This is a genomic window from Bradyrhizobium sp. WSM471 (assembly GCF_000244915.1).
In the GTDB taxonomy this organism is placed as follows: Bacteria; Pseudomonadota; Alphaproteobacteria; order Rhizobiales; family Xanthobacteraceae; genus Bradyrhizobium.
The window spans coordinates 4,559,046-4,580,768 of sequence record NZ_CM001442.1 but is presented as its reverse complement, the minus strand read 5'-3'; the positions used below and the strand labels follow the sequence as shown (position 1 = coordinate 4,580,768).

Genomic DNA, 21,723 nt, shown 5'->3' with positions numbered 1-21,723 from the left:
CAAGTCTTGCATGCGCGAATCGCATGCTCGTTGAGTACCAAAAATGAATCATAATTCATTTACCGGCACGTGCGGTACACTTCGCCAGCCGTGGGCAGCGGTGCGACTGGACCGGCGGATCGACATGACGAGGGTGCTGGTTGCAGTGCACGCGCGCCGAACTATGGGGCTGCTAGGGGGCGCGCGCGAGCTGGGTAGCAAAATACGCGATGGTCTTCGAGTAAACCTCGCTCTTGTTCCACTGCTGCAGCACGGCGAAATTCGGACTGCCCGGCTGCCAATCCTTACCCTTCTGCCAGCCGTACCCGGCGAGATAGTTCGCGGTGGAGGCGAGCACGTCGGGGGCGTTGTGCAGGAGATCGCGCTTGCCATTGCCGTCGAAATCGACGGCGTATTTCATCCATGACGACGGCATGAACTGGGTCTGTCCGAGCTCGCCGGCCCAGGCGCCCTTCATCTCGGCCGGTGCGAGGTCGCCGCGCTGGACGATGCGGAGCGCATCCAACAGCTCGGCGCGAAACTGCTCGGAGCGCCGGCAGTCATACGCCAGCGTCGCCAGCGAGCGGATGGTCGCGAACTTGCCGGTATTGACGCCGAAATCGGTCTCGAGACCCCAGATCGCGACTAGCACCTCGCCAGGCACGCCGTAGGTCTGCTCGATACGCGACAGCACCGAGCCGTATTGCTTCATCATGTTGGAGCCGCGCGTCATGCGCGGCGGCACCATGCGGCCAGAAAATTCCTCGAAGGTTTGGCTGAAGACCTTCTGCGAGCGGTCGCGGTTGAGCACGTTCTGATCGAGCGTCACACCAGCGAGCCCGGCGGAAATGGCCTGTGGCGAGACGCCTTTGGCCGCGGCGTCGGTTTTGAAGTCTGCAAGCCACGCGTCGAAATTGCCCGAACCGCAGGCAACAGCGGCGAGCGCTGGCTGAGCGGATAGGATGGACGCGGTGATGGCTAAAGCTGCGAGGGCGAGACGAGAAATCGTCGGGGTCATTCGAGCAAATAAATTCCGTGAAGTGATCTGACCGGCGGGCGCAATCTCGATGGTAACCGCGGCCAAAGCAAGGCGTATGACAGTGCGCGATCCTGCCCGCACCGGGGCAGGATCGCATGTCACGATATCGTCAGGCGTCGGACCGATTGCGCCAAGGGAAGAGGTTGGCGGGGAAATCGGCGGCCGGCTTGCGTGGACGATGCGGGGGAGGCGGCACCGGACGCGCGCCCGGATCGGCCGCGATCACCTTGCGGTAGAGATGCCAGGTGGCATGGCCGAGCACGGGGACCACCACGGCAAGGCCGAGGAAGGCGGGAATCGTGCCCAGCGCCAGCAGGACGGCTACGATCAGGCCCCAGGCCGCCATCGGCACCGGGTTCTTCGCGACGACGCGCAACGACGTCACCATGGCCTCGAACGCGCCGGCATGGCGGTCGAGCATCAGCGGGAACGACACAGCACTGATGCAGAGAGCGGCAAGGGCGAACAGGAAGCCGGTGCCGCAGCCGACCACGATCAGCCACCAGCCTTGCCGGCTCGTGAGAACGCGCGTCAGAAAATCCGATATCCCGGATGCGCCTTCATAGCCGAAAGCGGCGACGTAGATCGCCTGCGCGGTCGCAACCCAGGTCACGAACAGGGCTAGCAGCAGCGCGCCGAGACCGAGCATGGCGCCGAAGGAGGGCGAACGCAGCACCTCCATGGCATCCCAGGCGCTGGCCTCTTCATAGCGCTCGCGCCGGCTGGAGAGCTCGTAGAGACCGAGAGCGGCGAACGGGCCGATCAGCGCGAAGCCCGCGGCCAGCGGAAACAACAACGGCAGCACTGAATAGCCCATCACCACGCGGGCGAGCACGAGGCCCAGCACAGGATAGATCACGCAGAGGATGATGGCGTGGCTCGGCACCGCCTTGAAATCTTCCCAGCCGCGCTTGAGCGCATCGTGCAGATCGGAGAGTTGGATGGTTCGGATCACCGGTCCAGCCGCTTCGGCGGTCTGGCCCATAGTTGGGACATTGCCCTGGTAGAGTGTGGCCATGGTCGCTAGCTCCCTTGCCATGCGGCCGCATCTGGCGCCAGCAAACGGCGCAAGCGGCCGCTATTCTGAGTTTCGCGATCCCGACCAGACGCGAATTCCGGATGGCATCGCGAACTGAACGTCAAGCGTACGCCCATTTGCGAGTCCTGTCCCTCACGCTTGGGTGAGATTCGATGCCGCAGCGCAACCTCGACGATGTCATTCGGCCGTCATTTCGCCGCAGATAAGCTGATGCTGCGTATGGGTTCGCGGAACTTCGCGGGCGCAATGACGCAACTTGGTCTATAAGGGCCGCTCAAGGCCCTTCCACGGGTCCTTTTCGGGGAGCAGACATGAGCATTTTCGGGAAAATTATGGGCGCGATCTTCGGTAGCCATCCAGCTTCTGCCGCGCCCGCAGGCAGCGCACCATCGGGCAGCGCGCCCGCGGGGGAAGCGCCGGGCGGATCGGCGCCAGCGGTGGACGTTGCATCGATCGTCGACGCGGCGGTCGCCGCGCACAAGGGCGAGAAGCTGGAATGGCGCACCTCGATCGTCGACCTCATGAAGGCGCTCGACATCGATTCCAGCCTCGCGGCGCGCAAGGACCTCGCCAAGGAGCTCGGCTACAGCGGCGACACCAACGATTCCGCGACCATGAACGTCTGGCTGCACAAGCAGGTGATGTCCAAGCTCGCCGCGAATGGCGGCAAGCTGCCGCCGGAGATCAAGCACTGACCGATCGCCCGGTCATAACCCAAGGGCCCGCGATCGCGCGGGCCCTTTTGCATTCAGGCGACGAGATCCGCATCTTCCGGATGCCTGTCGAGATAGTCGACGACGAAGCCGCAACCGGCGATCACCTTCCTGCCGTCGCTGCGGATCAATTCCAGCGCGCCCTTGACCAGCTCGGAGCCGATGCCGCGGCCGCGCAGCGCGCGCGGCGTCTCGGTGTGGGTGATGATCACCGCCGACGGCGTCAGCCGGTAATTGGCGAAAGCGATCTCGCTGCCGACATCGAGCTCGAAGCGGCTTCTGTCCTTGTTGTCCCGTACCGATGGCGCCATGCAAAACCTTTCCGACATGCTGCTTGCGCCTGATCTAGGCGCCTGAACCGGTCCTTGCCAAGGTGCGACCAAGAGCGGTTGCCGCAGGGGAGATATCCGGAAACTGCGTGTCCCCCTCAGCCTCATCGTGCCATCGCCGAATACGACCATGCCATCAAGCTCGATCCGCGCCGACTAAGGCGAGGCGATCCGTGTTGCGCCGACCGACGCGCGCGGCTCGGCGACAAACAGGGTACGATTGCCGATTTCAGGAAGGCGCTGGAATTGAAACCGGGCCTGCAGACCGCACAGGAGTGATTGCGGAAGCTCGGGGCGTTGTAGCTCTCGGTCGCTTCTCGGGACGACGGGCTGGACTTCCACCAGGTCCTGATCGTCCGGATGCTTCAATCGGTCGCCTTGGCGAGCCTGGAATCTTCCGGCTGCGCCTGCGGGCGCAGGCATCCCTGGCAGATGACGAGGGAACGGTTGACCCTGGCGTCCTGTTCCGCCTCGATGCCGTCCTGCGCCTGCCACCATTCCTTCGAATAGGGCTGAAGCCCGGCTTGCGACCTGTTGCGCTCGGATCGGGCGGTGCGTGCGGGTTCTGAGGCAGCGCGCGGGTGATTGGGATTTACGCCTGCGCCGTCCCAGGCATAGCGCGCAGGCTTGAAGGCGGGATCGGAGGCGAGGTGCGCTTGTGGGCCCACGGCACATCCGGCAAGCGCCAGCGATAACAGGAGCAGGGCGGGCGCTTTGACCATGATGCGGCACTCTTTACGCGAGAAACTGAGCGAGGTTGCGCCGATCATGTTTAAAATTTCCTGAACGGTTGGATGGGCTGCGCTGCGCCCGGCAGCCTTGCAGGGGTACCGGCGATGGCGATAAATGGGCTGCAATGAGCGGGCGGCTCGCGTGCCGTCCGCCGCCGAAGAGGAAGCCCGATGCAGCCCCTGCGCATGTCCCGCCGCGTCATGAATCTCGCTCACATGTTGACCCAGAATGCGCGGCGGCATGGGGCGCGTCCCGGTTTCGTCTGGGGCGACAGGTCCTGGACCTGGCGGGAGATCGACGCGCAGGTCTCGGCGCTGGCGGCTGCCCTCGCGGCGCGCGGCATCGCGAAGGGCGACCGCATCCTCGTCCATTCCAAGAACGGCGATGAGATGTTCTTCTCGATGTTCGCCGCGTTCCGGCTCGGCGCGGTCTGGGTACCCACCAATTTCCGCCTGATGCCGGACGAGGTGACTTATCTTGCGCAGGCCTCCGGGGCGAGGGCGTTTCTGTGCCATATCGATTTTCCCGAGCACGCGACGGCCGTGAGCGGTGGCGCGCTGGAATTCACCTGGAGCGTCGGTGGCAAGGCCTCGTTCGGCGAGCGCTCGGTGGCCGATGCCGTTGGTTCGCAGGCCGGCGCCGTGGTCGAGAACGTCGCGGTCGAGTACGACGATCCCTGCTGGTTCTTCTTCACGTCGGGCACCACCGGCCGCTCCAAGGCTGCGGTGCTCACCCACGGTCAGATGGGTTTTGTGGTCACCAACCATCTCGCCGATCTCACGCCCGGCGTCACCGAAGCGGATGCCTCGCTGGTGGTGGCGCCGCTGTCGCATGGGGCCGGCGTGCATCAGCTGGTGCAGACCGCGCGCGGCGTGCGCACGGTGCTGCTTCCGACCGAGAAATTCGACATCGACGAGGCGTTCCGCCTGATCGAGGCGCATCGGGTCAGCAATCTCTTCGTGGTGCCGACCATTCTGAAGATGATGGTCGAGCATCCCGCTGCCGACAAATACGATCATTCCTCGCTGCGCCAGGTGATCTATGCGGGTGCGCCGATGTATCGCGAGGACCAGAAGGGTGCGCTGAGGAAGCTTGGCAAGGTCATCGTGCAGTATTTCGGCCTCGGCGAGGTGACCGGCAACATCACCGTGCTGCCGGCGGCGCTGCATGATCCCGAGGACGGGCCGCACGCGAAGATCGGCACCTGTGGCTTCGAGCGTACCGGCATGCAGGTCTCGATCCAGGACGACGAGGGCCGCGAACTCGGCGCCAACCAGAGCGGCGAGATCTGCGTGATCGGCCCCGCGGTGCTTGCCGGCTACTACGACAATCCCGAAGCCAATGCGAAGGCGTTCCGCAACGGCTGGTTCCGCACCGGCGATCTCGGTCACATGGACGAGGAGGGGTTCGTCTACATCACGGGACGAGCCTCCGACATGTACATCTCCGGCGGCTCCAATATCTATCCGCGCGAGATCGAGGAGAAGATCCTGACCCATCCTTGCGTCGGCGAGGTTGCGGTGCTCGGCGTGCCCGATGCGACCTGGGGCGAGGTCGGCGTTGCCGTCTGCGTCGTCCGCGAAGGCGCGAAGCCGGTGAGCGAAGCGGAGATGGCGGCATTCCTGTCGCCCAAGGTACCGCGCTACAAGATGCCGAAGCGGTTCTTCTTCTGGGAGGCCTTGCCGAAATCCGGCTACGGGAAGGTTCCCAAACGGATGGTTCGCGACGAGCTCGAGGCGCGCGGCCTGCTCGATCTCGACAAGACACGGACGGGCTGAGCAAACGTCATGCGCAGCATCAAGCAGCCTGGCGTGCCGGTCGCCGAACGCATCCAGTGGGTGGAGGCGAGGGGACGCGCTTTCTCTTTCACGCTTCAAGCAGGTCTGCCGCTGCTGGAGGCGGCACGCCGTGGTTTTGCCGCGGAGGGATTGGCCGGCGGTGTGCTCAACTTCGGGCGCGGCGCGCTCGGGCCGTTCGGGTATGTCATGCCGGCGCTGTCGAAGACCAGCGAGAACGCCGCGTTCTACAGCGACACATTCCGACCGGGCGGCGTGACGCGCACCAGGCTCGCCAGCATGACGCTGGGCATGCGCGATGGCGCGCCGTTCTTTCATTGCCATGGGCTGTGGACGGAGGCCGATGGCCGCGCCGGTGGCGGCCACATGCTGCCGGACGAGACTGACGTCGCCGAGCCGTTCGAGGTCGAGGCCTTCGGTCTCGATGGTGCGATGTTCAGCGCAGAGCCCGATCCCGAGACCAATTTCAAGCTGTTCGGGCCCGTGGCGGCTGCGCGCACCGGCGCACGCACGACCAGCCGCGCTTTCGCGCTGCGGCTGCGCCCCAATCAGGATTTCGCCCTCTGTCTCGAAGACTTCTGCCGCGCGCAAGGCATCGCGCGCGCCAGGATCCATGGCGGTGTTGGTTCGACCATCGGCGCCCGATTTACCCATGGCGGGGTGACCGAGCCCTTCGCGACCGAGCTTGCGGTGACAGCCGGCACGATTGCGGCCGGCTCCTCCGGCGCGCTCGAAGCCGCACTCGACGTCGCGCTGATCGACTACACCGGCGGCATGGCGGAGGGCCGTCTGATCCGTGGCGACAATCCCGTGCTGATGACCATGGAGCTGGTGCTCGAGGTGTTGGGCTAGCCCCGGCGAGCGATCATCAGTGGGCGCGTAGCTTGGCAATGGCCAAGTATGTGGAGTCACTGATCCCCGAACTCGATCCCTGAAACAGATTGAGCAGGGGGGATTGGCCCTGGCCGGTGCTCTGGCTGTTTCTGATGTCATACATGGCGGAGAAACGGTTCAGCAGCTTCGTAACCTTCGCGGGATCGGACAGATCCTTGATCTTCATGAACCTGTCCACGAACTTGGCCTGCTGATCGATCGGCATCGCCGCCATCGAGTCAGGCAGATCGAAGGTGGTCCTGAACACCTCCGAAAGAGCCTTGTCGGCCAAGATGTCGTACGCGGACGTGATGTCCCCCGCCTTTCGCTGGAAATAGAGCGCCAGGCGCACGCCGGGATTGGCATCCCCTTGCTGCTGCTCCAGACTTTGCTCGACATAGTTCGCTTGTGTCTCCCGAAACTGATCGCGCTTCTGCGGACCCATCATCGGAAGACGCGCGACGTTGCCTTTACTGTCGAAATTGAACGACGCCACGATTTCGGCAAAGCGAGGATCGCTCTCGGTGTTCGCGAAGCTCTTTGGATCGTTCAGGTCGGAGCTGAAGATCTTCCTGAGAAAATCGGTGCTGACCTTCTTGGGATCCAGACCCTTGGCCAGGAGAATGAAATCGACCATCGGCCTGTTTGCGAGAAGATCGGAAACACTGTCGATGCCGGCGATGGCCTGCTGATATTCCGACGCATCCTTCGTGGCCTGGGCCCGAACCGCGGCCTGCTGTTGGGGCGTTGCCGTGCTGGCGCTCTTCACCGCCCCAATGACGTAGTCCTTCGCGATCTGGAGGACTTCAGCCGAGTCCTGGGCCACCAAGGGGGTCGTCAGATTGCCCTTTGCGTCGAAGTTGAAGGCGCGGGCCAGTCCCAAATATCGATTGTCCTTGAGGGTATAGACGTAGCTCTTGGGGTCGTTGAGGTCGCTTTCGAGCACAGCCTTGACAGTCGCCGGCGAGACGTTTGCGGGATCGAGGCCGACGGCTCCCAGCGCAAGATTGTACACGCCCGGTGTCGATACGAACGCCTCGACTGAATCGATCTTGAGGATGGCTGTTCTGAATTGCCTGATTGCAAAGGCTTCGTTCAAGGGGCTTGCCGCCGAATAGACGTCGGACTTGCTGTCGTCGAACTTCTGTTTCGTGATCGTGACATTTGCAGCAGTCTGCGCCGACACACCTGACGGAAGCGACCCGTCGGAGGAAAACTCGAACGCACCGGCCAGGTCGACGAACCCGCCAATCGTCCCTATCTGGTCGCTGAGGCTGGAAATGCTGCTCGCATATGACTCCAAATGATGTTTTTCGACCAGGATCTGGACGTTCAACTGAGTCACGTTCGCGCCCGGTTGCGAGAGTTGGGCAGTGTAGTCGGCTATCCTTGAATTGGCGGCGGTGACATCCGATCGGGCCTGAGCAAGGTCGGCGTTGAGGCCAGTCAGCTGAGACGCAAAAGTGGTGTTGACGTAGCTGTTTGGATCGGATGGATCGCTGCGCAAGACCTGGCTTATCGTGTCACGCGACCACTTGCTTTGATCGATCCCGTACGCCGAATAAACATAGGTGCGAAGACGGTCGTTGTTCAGGAGCTGGTCTGCACTGCTGATGTTGCCGATTTCGGCGCTGTAGTAATTGGAGTCGCTGGCAAGCGCATCGACCTGGTTTTTCCTGGTCGCCGTGTACAGACCGATCATCTCGTCGGTCTGGTTCTCCGATTGCGCAACCGGCGTTGCACTGCCATTGAAGGAAAATGCCGCGGCGAACTCGCGGTAACGCTTGTCGACCAGCTTGTTGACGAAGCTGTTTGCGTCGGAGAGGTCGCTCTCCAGCACCTTTTTCATGAAGGCCTTGGCGTAGGCCATGTCTTCGAGGCCATATGCCTTCGTCGCATAATGATAAAGGCGATAGTCTTTCATGAACTCGTCGACGGACTTCACCTTGCCGATGTGGGCTTTGTAATAGGCGGCCTCTCGCGCCACGTCCTGTTGCTGTTCAACCCGCGTCAGGGACTGCTTGAGATTGCGCGTGATGTAGCTGTAACTGAAATACGTTGATACCATCGCGCACTCCTCGCGGCTCTTGCGGTCCCGGACGTCCGTCAATCATTGCGGGGTCGGGAGGTGGGGACTGGCCTCATGCCGGCAAACTGTCTCAGCTGCGTCTTCCCAGGACGATTTTGGTTCACATTCTCAGGTTACAATTTGCGTCCAAGTGACGGATACGCAGTTTTGTTGCCGTTTGTTTCTAGCTGTTTCCCAGATGCAGCTTTCGCGAGGCTTTCGTACTTGGCATGTTGCTGTCGCCAGCGCGCCAGATAGAGTTCCACGCTCGTGCCCCGGAGAAGCTGCAACGCGTAAGCGTTGCGGCGTAGAGCCGGGATCCAGAAGCCGTGCATTTGCCGCTGCGTGGGCCCCGGCTCTGCGGCGCACCGCAAGGGCGCTGCGCCGCGTCCGGGGCACGCGCGCAAAATCGATCTTCATATTTCAAGCCACGGAGTTCGCGCAGTTTCGCATTCTCGCGGCCTGCGCGGCCCGAGTTTCGCTGCAGCCATCGCCCCCAAAATGCCGAGGGCGCAGGGAAGGCCGGGTGCCGGCTGGCACCCACGGTCCACTGTGCGAAGGTTGCGCTACAAGAGGCTGCACAGCGGCATACAGGTGAAGCCCAACACACGGCCTTCCCTGCGCAGTGGTTTGACGGCTTATGTCGTGATCTCCCCGGGGAGCGATGCACTATTGCCCCCGTCGCCTTGCGGATGGCTGATGCGCGGACCCGGTCGGGCCGCCACATCACCGCAACACTTGGCGCACAGACCCCGGGCGCCAGGACCACACGATTTTGCCGTACGCAGGCTGCACCGGTCGTGTGCGCGACGCCTTCGCTCACGGTTTCCCGCCCTGCGAAGCCCTTCGCGCCGACGCCGCCTGCGCCCACCACGTCCCATCCCGCGTTCGTGACGATCGCGATCCGCCCCTCGGCCGGGTTGGGATGGCCCTTCTATATGATAATCCGAATTACGGATAAAGAGAAATATTTTTGCGTGCCGTGATTGACCCGCTTATTGGGTGTTTTGCCCGCCGGGCGGCAAGGGGTTGTGGGCCGCGCGGACGCCCGCCGCAACGCGGCCACGAACGGGTCTCCCCGCAGCCGCAAAATGCGCTACCATGATCCCAGCGCGCTTCAAGTCGCGCATGATCAATGAGACGCATGAGGAAACGAGATGAGGGTGACGATTGGACGGCGCACGGTCCTGGCCGCGGTGCTGACTGCCGCGGGCGCGGCGGCTTTGACGGCGGCGTTTGGCCCGGCTTCGACATCTGCCTGGGCCCACGGGCCGACCCGGCAGAAGGTGCGCGAATCCATCGAGATCAACGCTGCCCCGGCCAAGGTGTGGGCCGCAATCGGCAATTTCCAGGACATGAGCTGGCTGCCGCCTGTTACCAAGACCGAGGGCGAGAAGGGCAACGAGATCAGCGCGACGCGGAAGCTGACGCTGACGGGAGGGGCTACCGTTGACGAGGAGCTCTACAAGTTCGACGCCGCCGCCATGAGCTATTCCTACCGGATCACCAATGTGGACGTGAAGGTGCTGCCGGTGACCAACTACTCCTCGACCCTGACCGTGACGCCGAGTGCCGACGGCAAGGGCTCGACGCTGGAATGGGCCGGCGCGTTCTACCGCGGCTTTCCCAACAACGACCCGCCGCCGGAGCTGAGTGACGAGGCTGCCAAGACTGCGGTGAGCGGGCTCTACAAGGCCGGCCTCGAGTCTTTGAAGAAGAAGATCGAGAGCGGAAGCTGACGGTGCGGACGCTCGTCCTGGCGGCGCTCGCCGCCAGCGTTTGCCTGGTCGGCATCGCGCATACGACCGCCGAAGAGGCGTTCGTCACCAACCAGCTCAGCGACGATCTGATGATCGTGGACCTCGCCACGGCGCGCAGCATTGCGATGATCCCGATCGGCGGCAAGCCGGCCGGCATCGCCGTCAGCGCGGACGGGCGTTTTGCCTATGTGACGAGCCCGGATGCCAAGGCCGTGACGGTGGTGGACGCGGCAATGCGGCAGGTTGCGGGGCGGATCGAGGTCGGTGGCGGGCCACTCGGCATCGCGGTCGCGCCTGACAGCAAGACCGTCTATGTCGCAGACTGGTATGCAGCTGCGGTACGGGTGATCGATACGGCCTCGCGCAGCGTCACGGCCAGCATCGCGGTCGGCGCCTCGCCGTCAGGTCTGGCGGTGACGCCGGATGGCAAGCTGCTGCTCTCGGCCGACCGCGACGACGACAGCGTCTCGGTGGTCGACACCGCGACGCGCCAGCGGGGGGCGACCATCAAGGTCGGCACGCGTCCGTTCGGTGTCACCATCGATGCCGAGGGCAAGCGCGCCTACACCGCCAACGTCGGCTCCAACGACGTCTCCGTGATCGATATCGCCGCGGGTAACGAGATCGGCCGCGTGCCGGTCGGGATGCGCCCTTATGCGGTGGCGCTGACCTTGGGACGCGGCTTCGTCACCGATCAATATGGCGGCACAGTCAGCGTGTTCGATCTGGCGACCTTGAAGCCGATCAAGCGCATCAATGTCGGCGATTATCCCGAAGGCATCGCTGCGACCGCCGACGGCAAGCGCGTCATCGTCGCCTGTTGGGAAAGCAACACGCTCGACATCATCGACGCGGTCGAGATGAAGGTGATCGGTGAGGTCAAGACCGGCGACGGCCCGCGCGCGTTTGGGGCGTTCTTGCGGAAGACCGAGTAGGGGCGTGTAGCCCGCATGAGCGGAGCGACATGCGGGACAGGGCTCTCCTCATCCACCGGCGTTCCCGGATGTCGCTTCGCTCATCCGGGCTACTGCACCGGGGCACAGCGTCCACACAATCTCATCCATCCGCTCAAACATGTGATCCGGTGCCAGCGCCCGCAGCGCCGCCGGCGCCGCATAACCCCAGCCGACCGCGCCGCAGGCAATGCCGACAGCTCGCGCCGCCTCGATGTCGCGTACCTCGTCGCCGACCGAGATGACCTTGCCCGGCTCCACGCCGGCGCGCCGCATGACGCGGCGAAATTTCGACGGCTTGCCGAACAGCGATGCCGCGCAATCGAAATGCGCGAACAGCGCGGCGGCTTCGCCGAGTTTTTCGCGCGCATTGGCTTCGCTGTCCGAGGTCACCAGCGCCAGCTGCACGCCGCTCTCCGCCAGCCTCCGCAACATCACCTCGACGCCCGGAAACAGCGCAATCTCCGCTGCAGCCTCCGCCTTCAGCCGCCGCGCATGCCGCGCGATCGCCGGCAGCTTCCACAGGGGCACCTCGAGTCGGCTAAGAATCTCGCGCGACGAAGCGTGCCGCAGCCCCTCGACATCCTCATCCGCAACACGGCGAAAGCCGAAGCGATCGGCGACGTCGTTGATGGTGCGCAGGAACCACGGAAAGCTGTTGGCCAGCGTGCCGTCGAGATCGAAGATGGCGAGGGAATAGGGCATGGTGACGAAGTTACACCGCTAGGCTTTCCAAACGGTTTTTTCGGTCCATCCGAGTTGGTCGAATTCGGAGGCCCTGAGCGGCGCCTCTCCCTCGGCGAAGAACTCGTCCAGCTGGGGCGGAGGAACGTTCGTTTCGGACAGCATGGCATGCGCCTGTCCGCGATGATGAATTTGATGCTGAAACAGATGCATGAGCAGCCGGTCGCGACGTTCGATCTGCACGCGGGTGTCGCGGTTGATCCGCACGAGACCGTCGAGCAGCTCGGGCGTCAGTGCATCGCAGATGGCAATCAAGCGCTTGTCGATCACGGCCTGCGCGGGCTTCAGCGCAGCAAGGGAAGGGTGCGGCACTTGGTTCTTCCAGGCCGCCGGCCCTAGCCATCCGCCCTCCAGTGCATCGACATAGAAGAGGTCGATGACATGGATGTGGTTCAGCGTGCGCTGCAGGCTTGGAAAGAAGCCGGTTCGTGCGGCTTCGAAGTCAGCCTGAGACAGCGCGGCGCAAGCGGTGAGCAGCCGATGGTTCGCCCAAGCATTATTGTAGGCGAACGCACGATAGGTTTGCACAAGTCCGGCAGGCAAACTCAGTCTCCCTCAGACAATGTGTCGGCATGCTCTCGCTGCGTAACCTACTCCGCTGCCTCGCTCGCCGTCCTCCTCCGCTTCGGCTTCCGTGCCTTCGCCAACACCGGCGCCAGGAACTTGCCCGTATAGCTCCGCGGCGCCTTGGCGATGTCTTCCGGGGGGCCCCAGGCGACGATCTCGCCGCCGCCGTCGCCGCCTTCGGGGCCGAGGTCGATGACCCAGTCGGCGGTCTTGATGACTTCGAGATTGTGCTCGATGACGACGACCGTGTTGCCCTGCGCGACCAGCTCGTGCAGCACCTCCAGGAGCTTCTTGACGTCGTGGAAATGCAGGCCGGTGGTCGGCTCGTCCAGGATGTAGAGCGTGCGGCCGGTGGCGCGCTTTGACAGCTCCTTGGCGAGCTTGACGCGCTGGGCTTCGCCGCCGGACAGGGTCGTCGCCTGCTGGCCGACATGGATGTAGTCGAGGCCGACGCGGTGCAGCGTCTGGAAGGTCTCGCGCACGCGCGGGACCGCCTTGAAGAACTCGGCGGCTTCCTCGACGGTCATGTCGAGCACGTCGGCGATGCTCTTGCCCTTGAACAGCACCTCCAGCGTCTCGCGGTTGTAGCGCTTGCCCTTGCAGACGTCGCAGGTGACGTAGACGTCGGGTAGAAAGTGCATCTCGATCTTGATGACGCCGTCGCCCTGGCAGGCCTCGCAGCGGCCGCCCTTGACGTTGAAGGAGAAGCGGCCGGGCTCGTAGCCGCGCGCTTTGGACTCGGGCAGGCCGGCGAACCATTCGCGGATCGGCGTGAAGGCGCCGGTATAGGTTGCGGGGTTCGAACGTGGCGTGCGGCCGATCGGCGACTGGTCGATGTCGATGATCTTGTCGATGTGCTCGAGACCCTCGATGCGGTCGTGCGGCGCGGCGCCCTCGCTGGCGTTGTTCAGCTTGCGGGCGATCGCCTTGTACAGCGTGTCGATCAGCAGCGTTGACTTGCCGCCGCCGGAGACGCCGGTGACGCAGGTGAACAGGCCGAGCGGGATTTCGGCCGTGACGTTCTTGAGATTGTTGCCGCGCGCGTTGACCACCTTGATGGTGCGGCGATGGTTTGGCGGACGCCGCTCCGGCACCTCGACCTCGAGCTCGCCGGTGAGATATTTGCCGGTCAGCGAGTTGGGATTGCGCATGATCTCGGCGGGCGTGCCTTCGGCGATGATGTTGCCGCCATGCATGCCGGCGCCAGGCCCGATGTCGAGGACGTGGTCGGCGAGCAGGATCGCGTCCTCGTCATGCTCGACCACGATCACGGTGTTGCCGAGGTCGCGCAGGCGCTTCAGCGTATCGAGCAGGCGTGCGTTGTCGCGCTGGTGCAGTCCGATCGAGGGCTCGTCCAGCACGTAGAGCACGCCTGTTAGCCCCGAGCCGATCTGCGAGGCCAGGCGGATGCGCTGGCTCTCGCCGCCGGACAGCGTGCCGGAGGAGCGGGACAGCGTGAGATAGTTGAGGCCGACGTCGAGCAGGAAGGTGAGGCGCTCGCGGATCTCCTTGAGGATGCGGCCGGCGATCTCGTTCTGCTGGGTGTTCAGCGCCTCCGGCACGGTCTCGAACCACGCGCCGGCGCCCTTCACCGACATCTCGGAGATGTCGCCGATATGCTTGCCGCCGATCTTGACGCAGAGCGCCTCGGGCTTGAGCCGAAAGCCGTGGCACGCCTCGCAGGGCACGTCGTGGAAATACTTCGCCAGCTCCTCGCGCGCCCACTCGCTCTCGGTCTCGCGATAGCGGCGGTTGATGTTGGTGATGACGCCCTCGAACGGCTTCTTGGTGTCGTAGGAACGGACGCCATCCTCGTAGGAGAACTTGATCTCGTCCTCGCCGGAACCATGGAGAATCGCGTTCTGCGTCTTCTTGGGCAGATCCTTCCACTTGGTGGTCAGCGTGAACTTGTAGTGCTTGCCGAGCGCAGTCAGCGTCTGGATGTAATAGGGCGACGAGGATTTGGCCCAGGGCGCGATCGCGCCCTTGCCGATGGCGAGCTCCTTGTCGGGGATGACGAGGTCTTCGTCGACATGCTGCTCGACGCCGAGGCCGCCGCAGGCAGGGCAGGCGCCATAGGGATTGTTGAACGAGAACAGCCGGGGCTCGATCTCGGGGATGGTGAAACCGGACACCGGGCAGGCGAACTTTTCCGAGAACAGCATGCGCTCGGGTCCGCTCTTGTCGTGGATCTTTGCGGTCTTCTTTTTCTCTTCCGCGGGGGCTGCTGCAGCCGGCGCATCGGCGAATTCGATGACGGCAAGACCCTCGGCGAGCTTCAGCGCGGTCTCGAAGCTTTCGGCGAGGCGCTGACCGATGTCGGGGCGCACGACGATGCGGTCGACGACGACGTCGATGTCGTGCGGGAATTTCTTGTCTAGCGTCGGCGCTTCGGCGAGCTCGTGGAAGGCGCCGTCGATCTTGACGCGCTGAAAGCCCTTCTTGAGCCATTCGGCGAGCTCTTTGCGGTACTCGCCCTTGCGGCCGCGCACGACGGGCGCGAGCAGATAGAGCCGCGAGCCCTCGGGGAGCGCCAGCACGCGGTCGACCATCTGCGAGACGGTCTGGCTCTCGATCGGCAGGCCGGTGGCGGGCGAATAGGGCACGCCGACACGCGCCCACAGCAGGCGCATATAGTCGTAGATTTCGGTGACGGTGCCGACGGTGGAGCGCGGGTTCTTCGACGTCGTCTTCTGCTCGATCGAGATCGCCGGCGACAGGCCGTCGATCTGGTCGACGTCGGGCTTCTGCATCATCTCCAGGAACTGGCGGGCATAGGCCGACAGCGATTCGACGTAGCGGCGCTGGCCCTCGGCGTAGATGGTGTCGAACGCGAGCGAGGATTTGCCGGAGCCTGACAGCCCCGTGAACACCACCAGCTTGTCGCGGGGAATCTCGACGTCGACGTTCTTGAGGTTGTGCTCGCGCGCGCCACGGATCGTAATTGCGCGCAGGTGTGCTCCCGCGTTCTGTTGTTGGCGCTTCGCCTTGATCACTTCATCCATCCTGGTGGTCCTCAAGGAATCCAAAAGCGCGCGATCGCGCCAACGTAATAGGCGCGCTTCGCCCGGAACCGGGATCGGCGCCGATGGGTATGTGAGCGAACGTAGGAAGAACGGGGGCGGATTTCCAGTGGCGTTTGCGAATCGTCAACGGATTGTTGGCGCGCTGGCGGCATCTGGCAGGAGCGCGGCAGTCGAAACTCGAGGCGACGTGCCCGTCAAACAAAAAGGCCGGCGCAAGGCCGGCCTTTCGTAACGTGGATGCGTTGGAGCTAGGTACTGAACTCAGTACTTCGCGACCACCGGGCCCCCGAAGTGATAGTTCACGCCGACCTGCACGGTGTGGAGGTTGAGCGTTCCGGTCGGAATGGCGCCTCCGAAGTAGGTCTCGCCGCCGAGGCTGCGATAGAGGTATTCGCCCTTGACCGACCACTGCGGAGCGAAGAACGCCTCGACGCCCGCGCCGACGGTCCAGCCCGAGTGGAACTTGCTGTCGGAGACCGAGAGACCGCCCAGGGTGGCGGTGAGCTTGTTGTCGATCCAGGCGTAACCACCGGTGCCGTAGAACAGCACGTTGTTGACGGCCCAGCCGATGCGGCCGCGCACGGTGCCCATCGCGTCAGTCTTGGAGCTCAGCGAGGCGGGGATGCCACCGACGCCCGCAACGAAAACCGTACCAGCGGCCGAAGCGCTGACGTCTGCCCAGGCGCCATCGGCCTCGACGCCGAACACGACGTTGCCGGTCTGCCAGTTATAGCCGGCGGTGCCGCCGACGAAGCCGCCCTTCATCTTCGGGTCGGTCGAGGAATTTTCCCAAGCACCACCACCGACGATACCGAGGTAGAAGCCGGTCCAGTTGTAGACCGAAGCCATGGCCACCGGAGCCTTGGTGTAGGGGCGCGCCGCCAGATCAGCGGCCGAAGCCGGGGCAGCGAGAGCGAACAAACAGGCCGAAGCCAACCAAACCTTTTTCATTTTCAACTAATCCCAGTCCCAGTTTCTGATTGTGCCTTCCACGATCGGGAAGGGCATCGGACGCGGTGGTCCAACTGATGTCTCCATACACCAGTGAAGCCGCAAGTTGTGTCACTCAAAAGTCACACCATGTTTGAAACGTAATGGTTGTTGACTGACTATTCCGAGCTGGGAAGCACAGCAAAAAAGGCCGGCACAGGGCCGGCCTTTGATCTCAATGATATCAGAGGGATATCAGTACTTCGCGACGAGCGAGCCGCCCCAGTTGAAGTGATAGTTCACGCCCACCTTGATGGTGTGAACGGTGTCGGTCCATTCGGAGCGGTTGGTGACCACTGGAGAGTATTGGATCGTGCTCCTGCCGAAATCGATGTAGTTATACTCGACCTTGGCTGACCAGTTCGGAGCGAACATGTATTCAGCGCCTGCACCGACGGTCCAACCCCAGCGCCAGTCGTTCTGGACGAAGACGTTTCCGGGAACGCCGTCGTAGCGGTGCTGGATGTCACCGACCGCGGCACCGCCGCTGACGAACCAGAGCGCGGGGCCGGTCGAGTAGCCGAGACGGCCCTTGATGTCGCCGAAGCCACGAATCTTCGTGAAGTAGGTGTCGCCGAGGCCGGCGTTAATCTCGGCCGAACGGCCGCTGATGTCGGCCCAGTGATAGTCGCCTTCGATGCCGAACACGGCCGGACCGGACTGCCAATTGTAGCCGAACACCCCGCCGACGAAGCCGCCGCTCGTGTCATACCTCTGGCTGCCCGCGAAGATCGCTGTGTTCGGACCGTCGAAGAAGGTCTCGTCGCTACGACCCCAGCCGCCGCCTCCCTGCACACCGGCGTAGAAGCCGGTCCAGGTATAGATCGGTGCGGGCGCGGCCATTGGCGCCTTCGTGTAAGGACGCGCGGCCATGTCCGCCGCACTGGCCGGAGCCGACAGGCCCATCGCCACTGCACCGATTGCACCAATAAGAAGCTTATTCATTGCCAGTCTCCCCAGGTTCGTCCGCCTCTTAATGTCCCCGAAGCGGCTGATCAGGCGCGAGGCCCATATGAACTAAGTCGAAGGCAACCGTAGCTCTGCGGAGCGGCAGAGTCCGTCTCCGAAATGCAACAAGAACGGGGCAGTGCGAGTAGCCATAACTTGCTGAATGTTAAGTTCTTTCTTCCGTTTTTTGGAACCTACAAAGGTTCCAATCGACGCGTGCCTTCCCACAGGACATCGCCGATCGATCCCACACCTTCAGTGCTGTCATTCGCCAAGAACAAATCTGGAACGAGCCGGAGGTCGATGCTATATGTGGGGATAACCGGAGGGGTGACGGACTGATCGGCGTCCGCAAGCGTTCGGCGAGCGTATAGGGTCGCCTCAACAGGCACGGCGGAACGCGGGGAGCGGACCGGCCTTCTTGAATTCAATGGCATTCGGAGCGGAGAGCGGAGATGGCGGGAAGCGTCAACAAGGTCATTCTGGTTGGAAATCTCGGCAAGGATCCTGAAATCCGCCGCACCCAGGACGGGCGGCCGATTGCCAATCTGAGCGTCGCGACCTCGGAGACGTGGCGCGACAAAGCGACCGGCGAGCGCAAGGAAAAGACCGAGTGGCACCGCGTCGTGATCTTCAATGAAGGGCTCTGCAAGGTCGCCGAGCAGTATCTGAAGAAGGGCGCCAAGATTTACGTCGAGGGTGCGCTCCAGACCCGCAAATGGACCGACCAGAGCGGCGTCGAGAAGTACTCGACCGAAGTCGTGCTGCAGGGATTCAACTCCACCCTGACGATGCTGGACGGCCGTAGCGGCGGTGGGGGAGGCGGCAGCTTCGGCGACGAGCCGGGCGGCGATTTCGGCTCCTCCGGTCCAGTCAGCAGCGCGCCGCGGCGCCCCGTTGCGGCCGGCGGCGGTGGCCGCAACAGCGACATGGACGACGATATCCCGTTCTGAGCGATCACGTTCTGAGAACGCGGCGTCTCGATGCGGATGCGTCCGCCGGATCGGCGCCGCTTCTCATCTCGTGTCAGAAAATCCCACTAATCGGCAGGACGGGCTCGGGATTTCCGGGCCCGCTTCAGGTTTGGGGTGAGCTCGGATTGCGGCTTGGCAAATGCGCTGATGTGGCAAGCTCGCCGCGCGGTTTTCCCCGCGTCCCCGGCGATTTTGCAAGGCCGATGCGGGGGCCGTCCGCGACACCGCTCGCAAGGGCTTAAGTTGTTGGAAAAATAGGCGGAAAAAGCGCTTCCCAGAACGCCGCGAGGGTGGTTATCAGGGGCTCGATGCGCTATATGATTCCCAGATAAAACTTCACCGGATTTCCCCTTGGCTGACGACGACGACAAGCCCGGCGACCAGCCGGCGCAACCCTCGGATATTCGCCCCGTCTCCATCTTCGAGGAGATGAAGAAGTCCTATCTCGACTACGCCATGAGCGTGATCGTGGCGCGGGCGCTGCCTGACGCTCGCGACGGTCTGAAGCCGGTGCATCGCCGCATCCTGTACTCGATGAACGAGCAGGGGCACACGCCCGACAAGAAGTACGTCAAGTCCGCCCGCGTGGTCGGTGACGTCATCGGTAAATATCATCCGCATGGCGACCAGTCGATCTACGACGCCATGGTCCGGATGGCGCAGGACTTCTCCATGCGCGTGCCGCTGATCGACGGCCAGGGCAATTTCGGCTCGGTCGACGGCGATCCTCCGGCTGCCTATCGTTACACCGAAGCCCGATTGACGAAGGCGGCGCTGGCCCTGCTGGCCGACATCGACAAGGACACGGTCGATTTCCAGCCGAACTACGACAACAACGAGACCGAGCCGTCGGTCTTGCCGGCCAAGTTCCCGAACCTTCTCGTCAACGGCGCCGGCGGCATCGCGGTCGGCATGGCGACCAACATCCCGCCGCACAATCTCGGCGAAGTCATCGACGCCTGCGTCGCGCTGATCGACAACCCCGCGCTCACCATCGACGAGCTCATCAACATCGTGCCGGGACCGGATTTCCCGACCGGCGGCGTCATCCTCGGACGGCAGGGCATCCGCGCCGCCTATCACCTCGGCCGCGGCTCGGTCATGATGCGCGGCAAGGTCGCGATCGAGACCATCCGCAAGGAGCGCGAGGCGATCATCATCACCGAGATTCCCTACCAGGTGAACAAGGCGACGATGGTCGAGCGCATCGCCGAGCTGGTCAAGGAAAAGAAGATCGAGGGCATCGGCGACCTGCGCGATGAATCCGATCGCGACGGCTACCGCGTCGTCATCGAATTGAAACGCGACGCCGTGCCGGATGTGGTGCTCAATCAGCTCTACAGGTTCACGCCGCTGCAGACGAGCTTCGGCGTCAACATGGTGGCGCTCGACAGCGGCCGTCCGCGGATCATGCATCTGAAGGACCTGCTGGCGATCTTCGTCGACTTCCGCGAGCGCGTCGTCACGCGGCGCACCAAGTTCCTGCTCGCCAAGGCCCGCGACCGCGCCCATATCCTGGTCGGTTTGGCCATCGCGGTCGCCAATATCGATGAGATGATCCGCGTCATCCGGACCTCGCCCGACCCGACCACCGCGCGCGACACCCTGATGTCGCGCGACTGGCCCGCCCGGGACGTCGAGGACATGCTGACGCTGATCGACGATCCGCGCCACCGCATCAGCGAGGACGGCACGATCCGGCTGTCGATGGAGCAGGCGAGGGCCATTCTCGATTTGCGCCTGCAACGCCTCACCGCACTCGGCCGTGACGAAATCCGCGAGGAGCTCGACAAGCTCGCCGGCGAGATCGCCGACTATCTCGACATCCTGCGTTCGCGCGACCGCGTGCTGGGAATTATCAAGTCCGAGCTCGCCGAAGTGAAGGCCGAGTTCGCGACCCCGCGCCGCACCGTCATCATCGAGCAGGAAGGCGAGGTCGAGGACGAGGACCTGATCCAGCGCGAGGACATGGTCGTCACCGTCTCGCACGCCGGCTACGTCAAGCGCGTGCCGCTGTCGGCCTACCGGGCCCAGCGCCGCGGCGGCAAGGGCCGCGCCGGCATGCAGACCCGCGACGAGGATTTTGTCAGCCGGCTGTTCGTGGCGTCCACGCATACGCCGATGCTGTTCTTCTCTTCGCGCGGCCAGGTCTACAAGATCAAGGTCTGGCGCCTGCCGATGGCCGCGCCGAATGCGCGCGGCAAGGCGCTGATCAACATCCTGCCGCTGGAGCAGGGCGAGCGCATCACCACCATCATGCCGCTGCCGGAGGACGAGTCCACCTGGGGCAATCTCGACGTGATGTTCGCCACGACCGGCGGCAACGTCCGGCGCAACAAGCTGTCCGACTTCGTCGATGTCCGCCGCTCCGGCATCATCGCGATGAAGCTCGACGACAACGAAGCCATCGTCGACGTGCAGATCTGCACCGAGCACGACGACGTGCTTTTGACCGGCGCCGGCGGCCAGTGCATCCGCTTCCCCGTGACCGACGTGCGCGTGTTCACTGGGCGCACCTCGATGGGCGTACGCGGCATTGCGCTTGCCGAGGGCGACAAGGTGATCTCGTTGGCGATCCTGCGCCACGTCGAGACGACGTCCGACGAGCGCTCGGCGTACCTGAAGATGCGTCGCGCGGTCGCCGGCGAAGCTGCGCCCGAGGAGCCGGCGGCGGACGCGGAGGCCGAGGAGACCTCCGGCAGCTTCCAGCTCGCCCAGGAGCGCTACATCGAGATGTCGGCGCAGGAGCAGGTCGTGCTGACTGTCTCCGTCAACGGCTACGGCAAGCGGACCTCGTCCTACGAGTACCGCACCACGGGCCGCGGCGGCAAAGGCATCGTCGCCATGAGCGTCAACAACCGCAACGGCAACCTCGTAGCGTCGTTCCCGGTGGAAGATGCTGATCAAATCATGCTGGTCACCGACAAGGGCCAGCTGATCCGCTGCCCGGTCGAAGGCATCCGCGTCGCCGGCCGCTCGACCCAGGGCGTGATCGTGTTCGACACCGCCGAGGACGAACACGTCGTCTCGGTCGAGCACATCACGGAAGAGGCCGAGAGCGGGAATGGGACGAACGGGGAGTCGAACGGGGAGTGATGCGGCACCCCTCGTAGCCCGGATGGAGCGAAGCGCAATCCGGGACTCTCTGCGCGGCGCAACAAACCCGGATTGCGCTTCGCTCCATCCGGGCTAC

General features: G+C 63.8%; 18 protein-coding genes. 7 read left to right on the top strand and 11 right to left on the bottom strand.

From position 1 onward, the window contains the following. Positions 1-172 precede the first annotated feature (172 nt). Entirely contained in the window at positions 173-997 is an 825-nt protein-coding gene (locus tag BRA471DRAFT_RS20415) for a lytic murein transglycosylase (protein WP_007610675.1), read from the bottom strand. Positions 998-1,127: 130 nt separating this feature from the next. Beyond that, on the bottom strand, positions 1,128-2,036 hold the full coding sequence (locus BRA471DRAFT_RS20410; protein WP_007610673.1) for a DUF2189 domain-containing protein: 909 nt from the start codon (positions 2,034-2,036) through the stop codon (positions 1,128-1,130). A 332-nt stretch (positions 2,037-2,368) separates the two neighbouring features. Between BRA471DRAFT_RS20410 and BRA471DRAFT_RS20405 the strand changes: the two genes are divergently transcribed. Further along, on the top strand, positions 2,369-2,752 hold the full coding sequence (locus tag BRA471DRAFT_RS20405; RefSeq protein WP_007610669.1) for a DUF3597 domain-containing protein: 384 nt from the start codon (positions 2,369-2,371) through the stop codon (positions 2,750-2,752). Between the two features lie 53 nt (positions 2,753-2,805). Here BRA471DRAFT_RS20405 and BRA471DRAFT_RS20400 read toward each other — a convergent pair whose 3' ends face one another. The 3 genes from BRA471DRAFT_RS20400 to BRA471DRAFT_RS40390 form a co-directional block, all read right to left on the bottom strand. Then, a complete protein-coding gene (locus tag BRA471DRAFT_RS20400) occupies positions 2,806-3,081 on the bottom strand; it encodes a GNAT family N-acetyltransferase (RefSeq protein WP_007610668.1) in 276 nt (91 codons plus the stop codon). Positions 3,082-3,255: 174 nt separating this feature from the next. Continuing rightward, on the bottom strand, positions 3,256-3,468 hold the full coding sequence (locus BRA471DRAFT_RS38995; protein ID WP_035974143.1) for a hypothetical protein: 213 nt from the start codon (positions 3,466-3,468) through the stop codon (positions 3,256-3,258). Next, positions 3,465-3,821: a hypothetical protein gene (locus BRA471DRAFT_RS40390; RefSeq protein ID WP_035975036.1), complete on the bottom strand. Its 357-nt coding sequence runs from the start codon at positions 3,819-3,821 to the stop codon at positions 3,465-3,467. Before BRA471DRAFT_RS40390 ends, BRA471DRAFT_RS38995 begins: the two co-directional genes overlap by 4 nt. 180 nt (positions 3,822-4,001) lie before the next feature. Here BRA471DRAFT_RS40390 and BRA471DRAFT_RS20385 point away from each other — a divergent pair, with 180 nt between their 5' ends. Further along, positions 4,002-5,609 carry an acyl-CoA synthetase gene (locus tag BRA471DRAFT_RS20385; RefSeq protein WP_007610663.1) on the top strand — a complete coding sequence of 536 codons (1,608 nt, stop codon included), beginning with the start codon at positions 4,002-4,004 and terminating at the stop codon, positions 5,607-5,609. Positions 5,610-5,618: 9 nt separating this feature from the next. Continuing rightward, the gene (locus tag BRA471DRAFT_RS20380; RefSeq protein ID WP_007610662.1) at positions 5,619-6,479 is read left to right on the top strand and encodes a PCC domain-containing protein; all 861 of its coding nucleotides are present in this window, start codon (positions 5,619-5,621) and stop codon (positions 6,477-6,479) included. 16 nt (positions 6,480-6,495) lie between these two features. Here the strand turns inward: BRA471DRAFT_RS20380 and BRA471DRAFT_RS20375 are convergent, their stop codons facing one another. After that, entirely contained in the window at positions 6,496-8,568 is a 2,073-nt protein-coding gene (locus tag BRA471DRAFT_RS20375) for a DUF1217 domain-containing protein (protein WP_007610661.1), read from the bottom strand. A gap of 1,157 nt (positions 8,569-9,725) precedes the next feature. On the opposite strand from BRA471DRAFT_RS20375, the gene BRA471DRAFT_RS20370 reads away from it, so the two are divergent. Beyond that, positions 9,726-10,307 (top strand): SRPBCC family protein, encoded by a 582-nt coding sequence (locus BRA471DRAFT_RS20370; RefSeq protein ID WP_007610658.1) that lies wholly within the window; start codon positions 9,726-9,728, stop codon positions 10,305-10,307. A gap of 2 nt (positions 10,308-10,309) precedes the next feature. After that, a complete protein-coding gene (locus tag BRA471DRAFT_RS20365) occupies positions 10,310-11,263 on the top strand; it encodes a cytochrome D1 domain-containing protein (protein ID WP_007610657.1) in 954 nt (317 codons plus the stop codon). A 48-nt stretch (positions 11,264-11,311) separates the two neighbouring features. On the opposite strand, the gene BRA471DRAFT_RS20360 is transcribed toward BRA471DRAFT_RS20365, so the two are convergent. The 5 genes from BRA471DRAFT_RS20360 to BRA471DRAFT_RS20340 all read right to left on the bottom strand — a co-directional run bounded on the left by BRA471DRAFT_RS20360 (position 11,312) and on the right by BRA471DRAFT_RS20340 (position 17,553). Beyond that, positions 11,312-11,986, bottom strand: a complete 675-nt coding sequence (locus BRA471DRAFT_RS20360; protein WP_007610656.1) for an HAD-IA family hydrolase — start codon at positions 11,984-11,986, stop codon at positions 11,312-11,314. 18 nt (positions 11,987-12,004) lie between these two features. Then, positions 12,005-12,568, bottom strand: coding sequence for a DinB family protein (locus BRA471DRAFT_RS20355; protein WP_007610654.1), 564 nt, complete (start codon positions 12,566-12,568; stop codon positions 12,005-12,007). 47 nt (positions 12,569-12,615) lie between these two features. Beyond that, positions 12,616-15,597 (bottom strand): excinuclease ABC subunit UvrA, encoded by a 2,982-nt coding sequence (gene uvrA, locus BRA471DRAFT_RS20350; protein WP_007610652.1) that lies wholly within the window; start codon positions 15,595-15,597, stop codon positions 12,616-12,618. 282 nt (positions 15,598-15,879) lie between these two features. After that, positions 15,880-16,569: an outer membrane protein gene (locus BRA471DRAFT_RS20345; RefSeq protein WP_007610651.1), complete on the bottom strand. Its 690-nt coding sequence runs from the start codon at positions 16,567-16,569 to the stop codon at positions 15,880-15,882. A gap of 234 nt (positions 16,570-16,803) precedes the next feature. Then, a complete protein-coding gene (locus BRA471DRAFT_RS20340; RefSeq protein ID WP_007610650.1) occupies positions 16,804-17,553 on the bottom strand; it encodes an outer membrane protein in 750 nt (249 codons plus the stop codon). A 458-nt stretch (positions 17,554-18,011) separates the two neighbouring features. On the opposite strand from BRA471DRAFT_RS20340, the gene BRA471DRAFT_RS20335 reads away from it, so the two are divergent. Further along, entirely contained in the window at positions 18,012-18,509 is a 498-nt protein-coding gene (locus tag BRA471DRAFT_RS20335) for a single-stranded DNA-binding protein (protein WP_007590726.1), read from the top strand. 372 nt (positions 18,510-18,881) lie between these two features. Then, positions 18,882-21,626, top strand: a complete 2,745-nt coding sequence (gene gyrA / locus BRA471DRAFT_RS20330) for a DNA gyrase subunit A (RefSeq protein WP_007610649.1) — start codon at positions 18,882-18,884, stop codon at positions 21,624-21,626. Positions 21,627-21,723: the final 97 nt, after the last annotated feature.

Coding starts and splice junctions, on each gene's coding strand:
- BRA471DRAFT_RS20415 (WP_007610675.1), bottom strand. CDS start 997: ATGACCCCGACGATTTCTCGTCTCGCCCTCGCAGCTTTAGCCATCACC.
- BRA471DRAFT_RS20410 (WP_007610673.1), bottom strand. CDS start 2,036: ATGGCCACACTCTACCAGGGCAATGTCCCAACTATGGGCCAGACCGCC.
- BRA471DRAFT_RS20405 (WP_007610669.1), top strand. CDS start 2,369: ATGAGCATTTTCGGGAAAATTATGGGCGCGATCTTCGGTAGCCATCCA.
- BRA471DRAFT_RS20400 (WP_007610668.1), bottom strand. CDS start 3,081: ATGGCGCCATCGGTACGGGACAACAAGGACAGAAGCCGCTTCGAGCTC.
- BRA471DRAFT_RS40390 (WP_035975036.1), bottom strand. CDS start 3,821: ATGGTCAAAGCGCCCGCCCTGCTCCTGTTATCGCTGGCGCTTGCCGGA.
- BRA471DRAFT_RS20385 (WP_007610663.1), top strand. CDS start 4,002: ATGCAGCCCCTGCGCATGTCCCGCCGCGTCATGAATCTCGCTCACATG.
- BRA471DRAFT_RS20380 (WP_007610662.1), top strand. CDS start 5,619: ATGCGCAGCATCAAGCAGCCTGGCGTGCCGGTCGCCGAACGCATCCAG.
- BRA471DRAFT_RS20375 (WP_007610661.1), bottom strand. CDS start 8,568: ATGGTATCAACGTATTTCAGTTACAGCTACATCACGCGCAATCTCAAG.
- BRA471DRAFT_RS20370 (WP_007610658.1), top strand. CDS start 9,726: ATGAGGGTGACGATTGGACGGCGCACGGTCCTGGCCGCGGTGCTGACT.
- BRA471DRAFT_RS20360 (WP_007610656.1), bottom strand. CDS start 11,986: ATGCCCTATTCCCTCGCCATCTTCGATCTCGACGGCACGCTGGCCAAC.
- uvrA (WP_007610652.1), bottom strand. CDS start 15,597: ATGGATGAAGTGATCAAGGCGAAGCGCCAACAACAGAACGCGGGAGCA.
- BRA471DRAFT_RS20345 (WP_007610651.1), bottom strand. CDS start 16,569: ATGAAAAAGGTTTGGTTGGCTTCGGCCTGTTTGTTCGCTCTCGCTGCC.
- BRA471DRAFT_RS20340 (WP_007610650.1), bottom strand. CDS start 17,553: ATGAATAAGCTTCTTATTGGTGCAATCGGTGCAGTGGCGATGGGCCTG.
- BRA471DRAFT_RS20335 (WP_007590726.1), top strand. CDS start 18,012: ATGGCGGGAAGCGTCAACAAGGTCATTCTGGTTGGAAATCTCGGCAAG.